Origin of the sequence: Acidovorax sp., assembly GCF_046339755.1 — a bacterium.
GTDB lineage: Bacteria > Pseudomonadota > Gammaproteobacteria > Burkholderiales > Burkholderiaceae_C > Acidovorax.
On the sequence record NZ_JBKDTZ010000347.1, the window covers coordinates 1 to 13,244 of the forward strand.

Here is a 13,244-nt window from a genome sequence, read left to right on the forward strand (position 1 = left end):
CCGCCGGCGCGGGCAGCAAGCTGCGGTTCGTGGGCGCCTTCTGCGTCATCCTGTCGATGTACGGCGGCGGCGTCGCCACGGTGCCGGCCTACCTGGCCGACCTGTTCGGCACGCAGTTCGTAGGCGCCATCCATGGCCGCCTGCTGACGGCCTGGGCCACGGCGGGCATCCTGGGCCCGGTGGTCGTGAACTACATGCGTGAATACCAATTGGGGCTGGGCCTGCCGCGCGAACAGGTGTACAACCAGACCATGTACATCCTGGTGGGCATGCTGGTCATCGGACTGATCGCCAACCTGATGGTGCGCCCGCTGGCCGACAAGTGGTTCATGAGCGACGAGGAGCTGGCGCACGAGAAGAAGCTGGCCCACGAAAAGAGCGTGGCGGCCGAAGTGGGCGGTGGCCCCGGCAGCGGTGGCACCACCAGCCCCGCGCTGGTGGCCTTCGCCTGGCTGGCGGTGGGCATTCCACTGATCTGGGGTATCTACAAGACCTTGGTGAGCGCGGCCAAGTTCTTCCAGTAACGCAAACGGAGCGCAAGCAACGGGATCGGGGGCGGGCGCTTGCGCACCGCCAGCGGAGCACATGCCGTCGCTTCGCCCTCCTGATTCCCTGGACGGCAGTTGCAGGCCGGGGAACGCTGCGGGTGTGTCGTGATCCAACCGGTTGGCATTGCCCAGTAGACCATGAAGAAAGAAGAGAAGATCGAGTTCTACAAGGGCCCAGCCGGTGGCTGGGGTGCGCTCAACAGCGTGAAGAACACGCTGCTGCGCCAGGACATTCCGATCAAGGGTGCCAAGACCCTGCTGTCGGCCAACCAGCCCGATGGCTTTGACTGCCCGGGCTGCGCCTGGCCGGACCGCAACCACGCCTCCACCTTCGAGTTCTGCGAGAACGGCGTCAAGGCCGTGGCGGCTGAGGCAACGGCCCGGCGCGCGGGCCCGGCGCTGTTTGCCCAGTACACCGTGGCCGAGCTGGCGGGGCAGAGCGACTTCTGGCTCGAAGACCAGGGCCGACTCACCCACCCCATGGTCTACCACGCACCCAGCGACCAGTACCGCCCCATCTCCTGGGACGATGCGTTCGCCATCATCGCGCGCCACCTGAACGCGCTGCCAGACCCCAACCAGGCGATCTTCTACACCTCGGGCCGCGCGAGCAACGAGGCGGCCTTCCTGTACCAGCTGTTCGTGCGCCAGTACGGCACGAACAACTTCCCCGACTGCTCGAACATGTGCCACGAGCCCAGCGGCAGCGGCATGCGCCCGCAGATCGGCGTGGGCAAGGGCACGGTGACGCTGCACGACTTCGAGTGCGCGGACGCGATCTTCATCTTCGGCCAGAACCCGGGCACCAACCACCCGCGCATGCTGGGCGAACTGCGCGAGGCGCACAAGCGCGGCGCGCGCATCGTGAGCTTCAACCCCCTGCGCGAGCGTGGGCTGGAGCGCTTTGCCGACCCGCAGGACAAGCTGGAAATGGCCACGCTGGGCTCCACCCCCATCAGCACGCACTACTTCCAGCTGCGCGTGGGTGGCGACCTGGCGGCCGTCAAGGGCATGATGAAGCATGTGCTGGAGCAGGAAGAAGCGCGCGGCGGCGTGCTCGACCACGCCTTCATCGCCGAGCACACCACCGGTTTCGACACCATGGCGGATGAGCTGCGCAGCGAGTCCTGGGCCCTGCTGGAGCAGGAGTCGGGCCTGACCGAGGAGCAGATCCGCTCCGCGGCAGACATCTACATCGGCGCTAAGAGCGTCATCGCCTGCTGGGGCATGGGCATCACACAGCACAAGTACTCGGTGCCCACCATCCAGGCCATCGTGAGCCTGCTCATGATGCGCGGCAACATCGGCCGCGAAGGCGCAGGCCCCTGCCCGGTGCGCGGCCACAGCAACGTGCAGGGCGACCGCACCATGGGCATCTGGGAAAAGCCCCCCGTAGCCTTGCTCGACAAGCTGCGCGACGTGTTCGGTTTCGAGCCGCCGCGCGAGAACGGTGTGGACACGGTGGAGGCCATCGAGCTCATGCTCAAGGGCCAGGGCAAGGTGTTCTTCGCGCTGGGCGGCAACTTTGCCGCGGCCACGCCCGATACCTACGAGACCTGGAAGGCCCTGCAGCGCTGCGACCTCACGGTGCACGTGACCACCAAGCTCAACCGCAGCCACATCGTGCACGGCAAGGAGGCGCTGATCCTGCCCTGCCTGGGCCGCACCGAGATCGACGTGCAGGCCACCGGACCGCAGGGCGTGACGGTGGAGGACTCGATGAGCATGGTGCACATCTCCGTGGGCATCAACCCGCCCGCGTCCGAGCACCTGCTGTCCGAGCCGGCCATCGTGGCGCGCCTGGCGGCAGCCACCATCGGCGCGCGCAGCAACGTGCCCTGGATGTGGCTGGTGGAGGACTACGCGCGCATCCGCGACCAGATCGAGAAGGTGTTCCCCGACTTCAAGGATTTCAACAAGCGCGTGGCCGTGCCCGGCGGGTTCCGCCTGCGCAACACGGCCAGCGAGCGCGTGTGGGCCACGGCCTCGGGCAAGGCCAGCTTCCATGCACCCGTGGTGCCGCTGGACACGCCATCGCACCGGGCGCGCGAGCGTTTCAAGGACTCCATCGTGTTCACGCTGTTCACCACGCGTTCGCACGACCAGTACAACACCACCATCTACGGCATGGACGACCGCTACCGCGGCGTCTATGGCCAGCGCCGCGTGGTCTTCATCAACGACAAGGACATCCGCGCGCTGGGCATGAAGGACGGCGACTGGGTCGACATCCAGACCGTGTGGAGCGACGGCCAGGAGCGCCGGGCCGACCGCTTCAAGCTCGTGGCCTACGACATTCCGCGCGGCAACATCGCTGCCTACTACCCCGAGACCAATCCACTGGTGCCGCTGTCGGCCGTGGCCGATACGGCAGGCACGCCCACCTCCAAGTCCATCCCCGTGCTGCTGGTGCCCCATCTGGTGGCCTTGCCGGACGGGGTGGTGTCCCCCGCTGCTGCGGCCACGGCGCCGTGAGCCGATGACCACCACACCCGAGCAGGAACCGCTGGCCTGGGCCATCCTGCGCGCGCTGGCGCAGGCCCACGGCGAGTCGGGCGCGGGCATGTCGCTGCCGCGCCTGGGCAAGCGCCTGGGCCAGGGGGCGAGCGTGCTCATGCGCCAGCTCACCCTCATGAGCGATGCCGCCGTGGGCGGCCAGCAGGGGCCGGGCTGGGTGCGCGTGGTGCAGGCCGACGACCGCTGGACTGCGCACATCACCGAGCAGGGGCTTGCCGCCGCGCAGGAACTGCCCGCGGCCGAGGCTGCGCCATGAACGCCCGCATCGATACCGCGCCCGCGGACCCGGACCTCGATCAACGGCTGGGCGCACTCTCCGCCCTGGCGCAGCGGCCGGTGCGCGTGTTCGGCGAGGCGGGTGCCCCCACAGCGGGAAGCCTGCGCGCCGACACCCTGGCGGCCGAGACGCCTGTGGCGCTGGTCTTCAACGGTGTCTCGCATGCCGTGATGATGGCCAGCCCCGAGAACCTGGAAGACTTCGCCCTGGGCTTTGCGCTGAGCGAAGGCATCCTGGACCGTGCCGAGGACTGCCGTGGCACCTCGCTGCGTCTGGCCGATGCGGGCGCCGCCCAATTGCCCCCCGGTGTGCCGGGCGTCGAGGTGCACCTGGAGATCTCCACACGCAGCTTCGAGCGCCTCAAGGACCGGCGCCGCAGCATGGCGGGCCGCACCGGCTGCGGCGTCTGTGGCGTGGAAAGCTTTGCCTCGCTGGACCTGGCGCCCACCCGGCTGCCGGCGCGCGACTGGATTGCCCAGGTGGACCTGCCCACGGCGCTGCATGCCCTGGGACAGCTGCGCGACCAGCAGCCGCACAACGCGCTTTCGGGCTCGCTGCATGCGGCCGGCTGGGCGCAGCTCGACGGCACCCTGGCCCAGGTCTGCGAAGACGTGGGCCGGCACAACGCACTGGACAAGCTCATCGGCTGGCTGTCGCGCACGGGGCGGCTTGGGGAGCCGGGCTTCGTGGTGCTCAGCAGCCGGGGCAGCCACGAGCTGGTGCGCAAATGCGCGCGCGTGGGCCTCTCGGCGCTGGCCACCATTTCGGCCCCCACCGCCACCGGCGTGCAGGTGGCCGAGCTGGCCGGGCTGCGCCTGTGGGGCCTGTGCCGCGCGCCGCGCGGCGTGCTCTACGCATCGGGCCTGCCCGCCCTGTAGCCGTACGGCATTTTTGACATGGGCCTGCCGCGTGCCGATGGCATGATCGGGCCATGCGCGACCGCCAATCCACCCATGTCTGGCCGGACACCCTGCCAAGCCAGTTCGGGCCCTACGACCTCGACGAGGTGCCGGAAACCCACCGCACCTCCGTGGAACCCCAGCCCGGCGCCCCGGCACCCGAAGATCCCGCTCTGCAACCGGCACCTGCCGTGCCCCCTGCCCAGCCCGCGCGGCTGGCCTGGGCCGGCTGGGTGGCCGAAGGCCTGCGCGCAGCGCTCCTGAAGCAGCCCCGCACGGGCGCTGCCCTGCCCACGCCGCTGCAGGCCTTGGTGCTGGTGCTGCTGTGCAGCGCGCTGCTGGTGGGCCTGGAGCGCCTGCACACTCCCGGCCCGGCCGTTTTCCAGCTGGGGAACTGGCTGTCGCACTGGTGGGCCATGCTGGTGCTGGTCGGCGCCGCCTGGTGGGCCGTGCCCCCGGCAGCGCCGCTGGCCGATGGAGAGCGGCCTGCGGGCGGGCTCGCGGCCTGGCTGGTGCTGTCCACGGTGGCCGTGTTGCCCGCGGCGCTCGTCGTCTACGGGCTCATGGCGCTGGGGGCGCACCGGCCTGCGTGGTGGTCCACGGGCGTGGGTTACTGGGCCTTCTGGGGCATCTATGGCGCCATGATGCTTGCGTACATGCTCGCCCATGCCGTGCTGATGGCGCGCTTTGCCCGATCCTGGGCGCGTACCGCCGTGTTCATGGCGGTGCTGCTGGCCGTGACCGGCGCCGGCATGACCTATGTTCCGCTCCAGTCCTGGGCGGCGGCCCCTGCGGAAGATGGGCCTCGGCCGGCACGGCTGCGGCTGTCGCAGGCCGTCTTCGAGGCCCAGCAGGCGCTGATGCAGCAGCAGGCCGAGGCCCTGGCCGCCGAGCGCCCCGGCGTGACCGATGTCTATGGCCTGGTCTTCGCCCCCTACGCGCGCGAGAACGTGTTCCGGCGCGAGAGCAGCATGGTCGCCAAGCTGCTGGAGGAACCCTTCGACGCGCAGGGCCGGGTGCTGCACCTGCTCAACCATGCGGAAACGGCGGACACCCATGTCTGGGCCACGCCCGAGAACCTGGAGGACGCGGTGAACGCCCTGGCCGCGCGAATGGACAAGGACAACGACGTGCTCGTGGTCTACATGACCTCGCACGGCGCCCAGAACCACCAGCTCGCGGCCTCGCACTGGCCGCTGGAGGTGCCGCCCATCAGCCCCGAGATGCTGCGCGAGGCGCTGGATGGGGCTGGCATACGCCACCGCGTAGTCGCCATCTCGGCCTGCTACTCGGGCGGCTGGATCGACACGCTGGCCAACCCGTCCACCCTGATCATGACGGCGGCCGACGCGACCCACACCTCCTATGGCTGCGGCGCCCTGTCGGAACTGACCTTCTTCGGCCGCGCGGTGTTCGACGAGCAGCTGCGCAGCACGCACTCCTTCGAGGAAGCGTTCAAGAAGGCCGTGCCCCTGATCCAGCAGCGCGAGGTGGAGGCGGGCAAGAACGATGGGTTTTCCAACCCGCAGATCCGCGTGGGCGCCGAGATCGCCTCCGTGCTCAAGAGCCTGGAAGAACGCCTGAACGCAGCGCCCCGATAGCCGGGAAGGCCTGAAAAGGCCTTCATGCGGGCTGGAAATGTTGCATTGCCGTGGATTGGCGGCCTTTTGCGCTAATGTCACGCCCATGAACCTCTCTTTTATCCGCCTGGGCTGGCGTACCCTGCTGCGCGACCTGCGCGCGGGCGAGCTGCGCCTCTTGGTCGTGGCAGTGACCCTGGCCGTCGCCGCTCTCACCTCCGTGGGCTTTTTCGCCGACCGCCTGCAGGGCGGCCTGCAGCGCGACGCCCTGCAACTGCTGGGCGGCGACGCCGTGGTGGCCAGCGACAATCCGACCCCGGCGGTCTTTGCCGAGCGCGCCAAGGCACTGGGCCTGCAGAGCGTGACGACCATGGGCTTCCCCACCATGGGGCGGGCCAGCGACGACAAGGGCGGTGCCAGCAAGCTGGTGGCCTTGAAAAGTGTGCAGCCAGGCTACCCGCTGCGCGGCACCCTCACGGTGGCCGTGGGCCCGGGCGCGGCCGAGCAGACCACGCGCGACATCCCTGCGCGTGGCGAGGTCTGGCTGGATGCACCCCTGCTCGAATCGCTGGGCCTGTCCATGGGCGACATGCTGCTGCTCGGTGATTCGCAGCTGCGCATCACCCGCATCATCGTGCTCGAGCCTGACCGGGGCGGCGGCTTCATGAGCTTTTCGCCGCGCGTCATGCTCAACGCGGCCGACGTGCCCGCCACCGGCCTGGTGCAGCCCGCCAGCCGGGTGACCTACCGTTTTGCCGTGGCCGGCCCCGAGGCCGCCGTCAAGACCTTCAGCGAGTGGGCCACGGCCGAGGCCCAGAAGCCCGAGCAGCATGGCGTGCGCGTGGAGTCGCTCGAAAGCGGCCGCCCCGAGATGCGCCAGACGCTGGACCGGGCGCAGAAATTCCTGAGCCTGGTGGCCCTGCTGGCAGCGTTGCTCTCGGCCGTGGCCGTGGCGCTGGCCGCGCGTGGCTTTGCCGCCGACCACCTCGATGCCTCGGCCATGCTGCGGGTGCTGGGCCAGAGCCAGCGCACCATTGCCGGTGCCTACACCACCGAGTTCGCCATGATCGGCCTCTTCGCCAGCGCCCTGGGCGTGGCCGTGGGCTATCTGGTGCACTACGTCTTCGTGCTGCTGCTGGCGGGCCTGGTCGAATCGGCCCTGCCCGCCGCCAGCCTGTGGCCCGTGGCCTTCGGCCTGGGCATGGGGCTCACGCTCCTGTTCGCCTTCGGCCTGCCGCCCGTGCTGCAACTGGCCCAGGTGCCGCCGCTGCGCGTGATCCGGCGCGACGTGGGCGGGCTCAAGCCCGCCTCCCTGGCCGTGCTGGGCGTGGGCGTGGCCGGCTTTGCCGCCCTGCTGCTGGCCGTGAGCAGCGACATCAAGCTGGGCCTGATTGCCGTGGGTGGCTTCGCCGGCGCCGTGGCGCTGTTCGCGGGCCTGAGCTGGGTAGCGGTGAAGCTGCTGCGCCGCAGTGTCAACGAGGCCACGGCGCCGCGCTGGCTGGTGCTGGCCACGCGCCAGATCTCCGCGCGCCCGGCCTATGCGGTGGTGCAGGTCAGCAGCCTGGCCGTGGGCCTGCTGGCACTGGTGCTGCTGGTGCTGCTGCGCACCGACCTCATCAGCAGCTGGCGCCAGGCCACGCCGCCCGATGCGCCCAACCGCTTCGTGATCAACGTGATGCCCGAGCAGGCCGATGCCTTCCAGCAAAGCCTCAAGGACGGCGGGGTCAAGCGCTACGACTGGTACCCCATGATCCGCGGCCGCCTGCTGGCCGTGAACGGCAAGGCCGTGGGCCCGGCCGACTACACCGACGACCGCGCCAAGCGCCTGGTGGATCGGGAGTTCAACCTCTCCACTGCGGTGCAGCAGCCGCCCCACAACCAGATCGTGGCCGGCCAGTGGACCGAGAACGAGAAGGGCGCCATCAGCGTGGAGGAGGGCATTGCCGAGACACTGGGCCTGAAGATGGGCGATGTGCTGCAGTTCGACATCGGCGGCGTGCAGAACGAGGCGCGCATCACCAGCCTGCGCAAGGTGGACTGGGGCTCCATGCGCGCCAACTTCTTCGTGATGTACCCGGTGGAACACCTGGAGGGCGTGGCCGTCACCTACCTGGCTGCCTACCGCGCGCCCGACAAGGCGGGCTTCGACAATGGGCTGGTGCGCCAGTTCCCCAACATCACCAATGTGGACATGGGCGCCACCATCACCCAGGTGCAGCGCGTGCTCGACCAGGTGATCCGCGCGGTGGAGTTCCTCTTCGCCTTCACCCTGGCCGCCGGCCTGGTGGTGCTGTTCGCGGCCGTCACCGCCACGCGCGAGGAGCGCGCACGCGAATTCGCCATCATGCGTGCCGTGGGCGCGCGCGCCAGCCTGCTGCGCCAGGTGCAGCGCGCCGAGCTCATGGGCGTGGGCCTGCTCGCGGGCTTCCTGGCAAGCACGGTGGCCGTGGTCGTGGGTTGGGCGCTGGCGCGCTTCGTATTCGACTTCACCTGGACGGCATCGCCCTGGGTGCCGCTGGCGGGTGCCGTGGCCGGTGCCCTGCTGGCCCTGGCAGCCGGCTGGTGGGGCCTGCGCGAGGTGCTGCGCCGCCCGGTGGTGGAGACGCTGCGCAGCGCCGCGGAATAGCACCGCGCCTATGCTGCCTTGGCAAAAGGCGTGCGGATGTCCGAGAGGAACTGCTGCGCGCGCGGGTGCTGCGGGCGGGTGAAGAATTCACCCGGCGTGGCGCGCTCCAGCACGCGGCCTTCGTCCATGAAGAGCACGCGGTCGGCCACCTCGCGGGCAAAGCCCATCTCGTGCGTCACGCAGACCATGGTCATGCCGTCACGCGCCAGGTCGCGCATGACCACCAGCACCTCGCCCACCATCTCGGGGTCCAGGGCGCTCGTGGGTTCGTCGAACAGCATCAGCGGCGGCTCCATGGCCAGGGCGCGGGCGATGGCCACGCGCTGCTGTTGCCCTCCCGACAGTTCCGAGGGCCAGGCATGGGCCTTGTGCGCCAGGCCCACGCGATCGAGCAGGGCCAGGGCGCGCTGCTCGGCCTGCGGGCGCGTGAGGCCGCGCAGCTGGATCGGCGCCAGCGTGCAGTTGCCGAGCACCGACAGGTGCGGGAACAGGTTGAACTGCTGGAACACGAAGCCGATGCGCGAGCGCAGCGTGTTCACATTCACGTCGGGGCCGTAGATGTGGTGACCGTCGATCAGGATGCGCCCACCCTGGATGGGTTCGAGCCGGTTGAGCGTGCGGATCAGCGTGGACTTGCCCGAGCCCGAGGGGCCGCAGACCACCACCACCTCGCCCTGCTCGATGGTTTCGGTCACGTCCACCAGGGCGTGGTAGCTGCCGTACCACTTGTTGACGTCGTGCAGTTCGATCATGTCGGGAGCGCCTTGGCGGGGGAAGGAGATGCTGCGCGCCGCGCCAGCCGGCGCTCCAGCCCGTAGGCCAGGCGCGACAGGCCGAAGCACAGCATGAAGTAGGTCAGGCCCAGGATGCCGAAGACCTCGGCCGGCCGGATGAAGACCTGGCTGTTGATCTGGGTGGCGATGAAGGAGACTTCGGTGAGGCCGATGCTGTAGCCCAGCGAGGTCTCCTTGATGGTCGAGACGAACTGGTTGATGAGCGAAGGCAGCATGCTGCGCAGTGCCTGTGGCAGCACCACCAGGCGCATGGCGCGCGGGTAGGTCAGGCCCAGGGCGCGCGCGCACTCCATCTGCCCGCGCGGCACACCGAGGATGCCGGCGCGCACGATCTCGGCCAGGTAGGCCGCATTGAAGATGACCAGGGCCAGCAGCATGGTGGTGAACTGGCCGGTCTTCACCCCCGTCACGCTGGGCAGGAAGAAATAGGCCCAGAAGATCACCATCAACAGCGGCGTGCCGCGCACCACGAAGACCAGGGCCGTGACCGGCCAGCGCACGGCGCGCCAGGGGCTCACGCGCGCCAGGCCGAACAGAATGCCCAGCGGCAGTGCCAGCAGCAGGGCGCCGGCCGCCAGCAGCAGCGTGAGCGCCAGGCCGCCGAGGGGGCCATTGGGGTATTGGCCGACCAGGAAGTACAGCCAGTAGGTGTCGATGAGTTCCAGCATGCCAGGGGATCAGATCAAGCGTACGGGGTAACGGTGGTGGTACCAGCTGGCCAGCCCCGTGATGAGCAGCGACACCGTGAGGTAGGCCGCGCTCGCAAAGGCGAACGCCTCCACGCTGCGGAAGGTGGCGCTCTCCACCTTGGCGGCCTGGTACATCAGCTCGGCCACGCCGATCACGGTGGCGATCGAGGTGTTCTTCCAGAGGTTGAGCGCCTGGGAGATCAGCGGCGGCACGGTCACGCGCAGCGACTGGGGCAGCACCACGCGGCGCATGGTGGCCAGGAAGCCGAAGCCCAGGGCGCGGCCAGCTTCCATCTGCACCGCCGGCACCGCGCGGATGCCGCTGCGGATGTCCTCGGCCATGAAGGCCGCGGTGTAGAGCGCCAGCGCCACGATGGCCGCTGCCGCCTCGGCATGTCCGCTGTCATAGAGCCATTGCCTGGCCGCCTCGGGCAGCAACTCGGGTGCGCCGAAGTACCAGAACAGCATGTGCGCCAGCAGCGGCACGTTGCGGATGCCTTCGATGAAGACGAAACCCGCCCAGCGCAAAGGGGCCACCGGCGCCAGGCGCAGCAGGGCCACGACCAGGGCGATGGGCAGGGCCGCCAGCAGCGAGGCGGCCAGAAGCTGCAGCGACAGCAGCAGGCCACCCACCATCATGTGGTGGTACTGGCCGCTCAGCAGCAGGGAATAGTCAAACACGGGAATGCATGCCAGTCATTCAGAAGGCCGCAGCAAGGGGGGGCAGCGCGCACCAATGGAGCGCCGACCCTCCTGCCAGCCCTCGGCGGCCTTGCCATCAACCGTCGATCTTGTCCGACTCGAACTTGAATGGACGGGTCGTGAACTTGATCTTGGTGTTCGGGCCGTACCACTTGAAGTAGATCTTCTCGGCCTCGCCCGACTTCTCCAGGTCGCGCAGCGTGTCGTCCACAATGGATTTCACGGCGGTTTCACCCTTCTTGATGCCGAGGGCCAGCGGCTCCACGCTCAGGTTGGTGGGCAGGATGGCGTAGTCCTTGTTGCGCGCACCGAGCTTGCCGAAGTCGTCGATCAGCGAGGACTCGTCGTTCACATAGCCCACGCCCTTGCCCTGCTGCAGCGCCAGGAAGGCCTGCTGCGTGGTCTCGAAGGTCACCACCTCCACGGTGGGCACGGCCTTGCGCACATTGGGCTCCTGCGTGCCGCCCTTGACGGTGACCACGCGCTTGCCCGCCAGGTCGACCACGTCCTTGATGCCGCTGGCCTTCTTGACCAGCACCTTCTGGCCCGTGACGAAGGTGGTGAGCGAAAAGTCGATCTGCGCCTCGCGCTCCTTGTTGTGGGTGAGCGAGGCGGCCAGGATGTCCACGTGCCCCTGCTGCAGCTCGGGGATGCGCGCTGCCACGGCCAGCTGCTTGAACACGGGCTTGACGCCGATCTTCTTGGCGATGGCCTTGCCCAGGTCCACGTCGTAGCCGATCAGCTCGCGCGTCTTGGGGTCGATGAAGCTGTTGGGCTCGTCGGTGCCCAGCACGCCGACAACGAGCTCGCCCTTTTTCTTGATGTCTGCCAGCTGGTCGGCGTGGGCGGTGCCCGCAAGGGCGAACGCGGCGGCGGCCAGGGATGCAATGAAACGGATGCGCATGATTTCTCTCTCTCCAGACTTGTTGAAGACTGAAGGCTACGCTTCCAACCGGGAGATATGAACATCGCATTTCTTATAATCAAACTCGCCAAACGTGCTTGGCGCAGACTGTGACCCCATGGACGACGACACCCCCGAAAACACCACCTCCGCCACCACACCCTTCGAATGGATCGGCGGCGAAGAGCGCGTGCGCGCCCTGGTCGAGCGCTTCTACGACCTGATGGACCTTGAGCCCGGCTAAGCCGCGCTGCGCGCCGCTCATGGCATAGACCTCGCCAGCGCGCGGCAAAAGCTGTTCTGGTTCCTGTGCGGCTGGCTCGGTGGCCCGTCGTACTACACCGACCAGTTCGGCCACCCGCGCCTGCGCGCGCGCCACATGCCCTTTGCCATCGGTCCCCTGGAGAGCCGGCAGTGGGTGGCCTGCATGGACCAGGCCATGGGCGAGACGGGCGTGCCCGAGGCATTGCGCACGCGGCTGCGCGAAAGTTTCACGGGCACGGCCGACTGGATGGTCAACCAGCTCCTGGTGGCCAAGAAGCTGATGTGAGCGGGGGCCGGGCCTGCGCCCACAGGCATACTGCGCTTGTCCATTCCACTGGAGGAACCTGCGCCATGAAGCCTTCCCTTGTGCTTGCCGCCAGCCTGCTGGCCTGTGCCCTGTCGCATGCCCAGCCGGCACCCGCCGCGGCTGATACCTGGAGCAACGTGCCGCCGGCATCGGACGACCGCTTCACCAACCCCAAGAGCAAGCTCTACGCGGGCCCGAATGGCTGGCACAACTTCGGCGAGGTGCGGGCCGAGGTGGCAAACGCCGCCAAGACCCGCTACGCCTTCAAGACCGGGCTCACCTACCTCTCCACCCCCAAGGCCTTCGTGTTTGCCACCAACGCGCAGTTGCAATTGGTCGAGGTGGATTTCGGCACCGACCGACCCGCGCCGGGTGCCTATGAGGTGGCGGCCAAGCCGGATCCGGCACAGAAGAAGGTGCGGGTTTCGCTGGCCGACGCGTCGGGCGGCAAGCTCCTGGGCTGGCAGAGCGCCGACAAGGCCGGCACGGTCACGCTGTCCAAGGTCAATGGCTACCTGTATTTCAGCGCGCGCAACCTGCGCCTCCTGCCGGTGGGCATGGGCAATACGGGCGATTTCAAGCAGCCCATGTCATTGGGCTTCGAGGGTGCGGTCGTACCCGAATGAGCCTCTTCAACCCCCGGAGAATTCTTTTCCATGTCCTGCGATGAACGCTTTGCACAGGAGGCCCGGGCGCTGGGCTCCAGCTTCGACGGCGAGATCAAGATCGGTGGCAACTACGTGCCGCTGGTGCGCGATGGCCGCCACCTCTACCTGAGTGGTCAGATCCCCCGTGTGGGCGATACGGTGGTGGTCACCGGCGCGGCCGGTGCCGATGCCTCGCTGCAGGACGCGCAGCGTGCCGCCAAGGTCTGTGCCCTGCGCGCGCTGGCGCTGCTGCAGCGTGCCTTGGGCTCGCTCGATGCCGTCAGCGCCGTGCTGCGCATCACCGTCTACGTGCAGTCGGCCCCGGGCTTCACGCAGCAGAGCGAGGTCGCCGATGGCGCCTCGGAAGTGCTCTACCGCGTGCTCGGCCCGGTGGGCGCGCACACCCGCACCTCGGTGGGGGTGCTGCAGTTGCCCAAGAACGCGACGGTCGAGGTGGACCTCATCGCGACCACCGGCTGACGCAGCGGTG

The 13,244-nt window shown here is 68.7% G+C and carries 11 protein-coding genes and 2 pseudogenes; 9 read left to right on the forward strand and 4 right to left on the reverse strand.

Annotated elements, in window-relative coordinates; translation table 11 throughout:
- The 6 genes and pseudogenes from ACK59X_RS30365 to ACK59X_RS30390 all read left to right on the forward strand — a co-directional run.
- Nucleotides 1–524, forward strand: a pseudogene (locus ACK59X_RS30365) (MFS transporter); the annotation flags it as partial.
- A gap of 162 nt (nucleotides 525–686) precedes the next feature.
- A complete protein-coding gene (locus ACK59X_RS30370; protein ID WP_409962497.1) occupies nucleotides 687–3,023 on the forward strand; it encodes an FdhF/YdeP family oxidoreductase in 2,337 nt (778 codons plus the stop codon).
- Between the two features lie 4 nt (nucleotides 3,024–3,027).
- On the forward strand, nucleotides 3,028–3,321 hold the full coding sequence (locus tag ACK59X_RS30375; protein ID WP_409962499.1) for a hypothetical protein: 294 nt from the start codon (nucleotides 3,028–3,030) through the stop codon (nucleotides 3,319–3,321).
- Entirely contained in the window at nucleotides 3,318–4,220 is a 903-nt protein-coding gene (gene fdhD / locus ACK59X_RS30380; RefSeq protein ID WP_409962501.1) for a formate dehydrogenase accessory sulfurtransferase FdhD, read from the forward strand. The genes ACK59X_RS30375 and fdhD overlap by 4 nt, the downstream gene beginning before the upstream one ends.
- Before the next feature lie 53 nt (nucleotides 4,221–4,273).
- Nucleotides 4,274–5,842, forward strand: coding sequence for a C13 family peptidase (locus ACK59X_RS30385; RefSeq protein WP_409962503.1), 1,569 nt, complete (start codon nucleotides 4,274–4,276; stop codon nucleotides 5,840–5,842).
- Between the two features lie 85 nt (nucleotides 5,843–5,927).
- Nucleotides 5,928–8,447, forward strand: coding sequence for an ABC transporter permease (locus tag ACK59X_RS30390; RefSeq protein WP_409962505.1), 2,520 nt, complete (start codon nucleotides 5,928–5,930; stop codon nucleotides 8,445–8,447).
- A gap of 8 nt (nucleotides 8,448–8,455) precedes the next feature.
- Here ACK59X_RS30390 and ACK59X_RS30395 read toward each other — a convergent pair whose 3' ends face one another.
- From ACK59X_RS30395 to ACK59X_RS30410, 4 genes are all read right to left on the reverse strand, one after another.
- Entirely contained in the window at nucleotides 8,456–9,199 is a 744-nt protein-coding gene (locus tag ACK59X_RS30395; RefSeq protein WP_409962507.1) for an amino acid ABC transporter ATP-binding protein, read from the reverse strand.
- Nucleotides 9,196–9,909, reverse strand: coding sequence for an amino acid ABC transporter permease (locus ACK59X_RS30400; RefSeq protein WP_409962509.1), 714 nt, complete (start codon nucleotides 9,907–9,909; stop codon nucleotides 9,196–9,198). Before ACK59X_RS30400 ends, ACK59X_RS30395 begins: the two co-directional genes overlap by 4 nt.
- Before the next feature lie 9 nt (nucleotides 9,910–9,918).
- Entirely contained in the window at nucleotides 9,919–10,617 is a 699-nt protein-coding gene (locus ACK59X_RS30405; protein ID WP_409962570.1) for an amino acid ABC transporter permease, read from the reverse strand.
- 91 nt (nucleotides 10,618–10,708) lie between these two features.
- The gene (locus tag ACK59X_RS30410) at nucleotides 10,709–11,536 is read right to left on the reverse strand and encodes an ABC transporter substrate-binding protein (protein WP_409962510.1); all 828 of its coding nucleotides are present in this window, start codon (nucleotides 11,534–11,536) and stop codon (nucleotides 10,709–10,711) included.
- A 118-nt stretch (nucleotides 11,537–11,654) separates the two neighbouring features.
- Between ACK59X_RS30410 and ACK59X_RS30415 the strand changes: the two are divergent.
- The 3 genes and pseudogenes from ACK59X_RS30415 (at nucleotide 11,655) to ACK59X_RS30425 (ending at nucleotide 13,234) form a co-directional block, all read left to right on the forward strand.
- Nucleotides 11,655–12,086: pseudogene (locus ACK59X_RS30415) on the forward strand (group II truncated hemoglobin).
- Nucleotides 12,087–12,151: 65 nt separating this feature from the next.
- On the forward strand, nucleotides 12,152–12,733 hold the full coding sequence (locus ACK59X_RS30420) for a hypothetical protein (RefSeq protein ID WP_409962512.1): 582 nt from the start codon (nucleotides 12,152–12,154) through the stop codon (nucleotides 12,731–12,733).
- 30 nt (nucleotides 12,734–12,763) lie between these two features.
- Nucleotides 12,764–13,234, forward strand: a complete 471-nt coding sequence (locus tag ACK59X_RS30425; RefSeq protein ID WP_409962514.1) for a RidA family protein — start codon at nucleotides 12,764–12,766, stop codon at nucleotides 13,232–13,234.
- Nucleotides 13,235–13,244 lie beyond the last annotated feature (10 nt).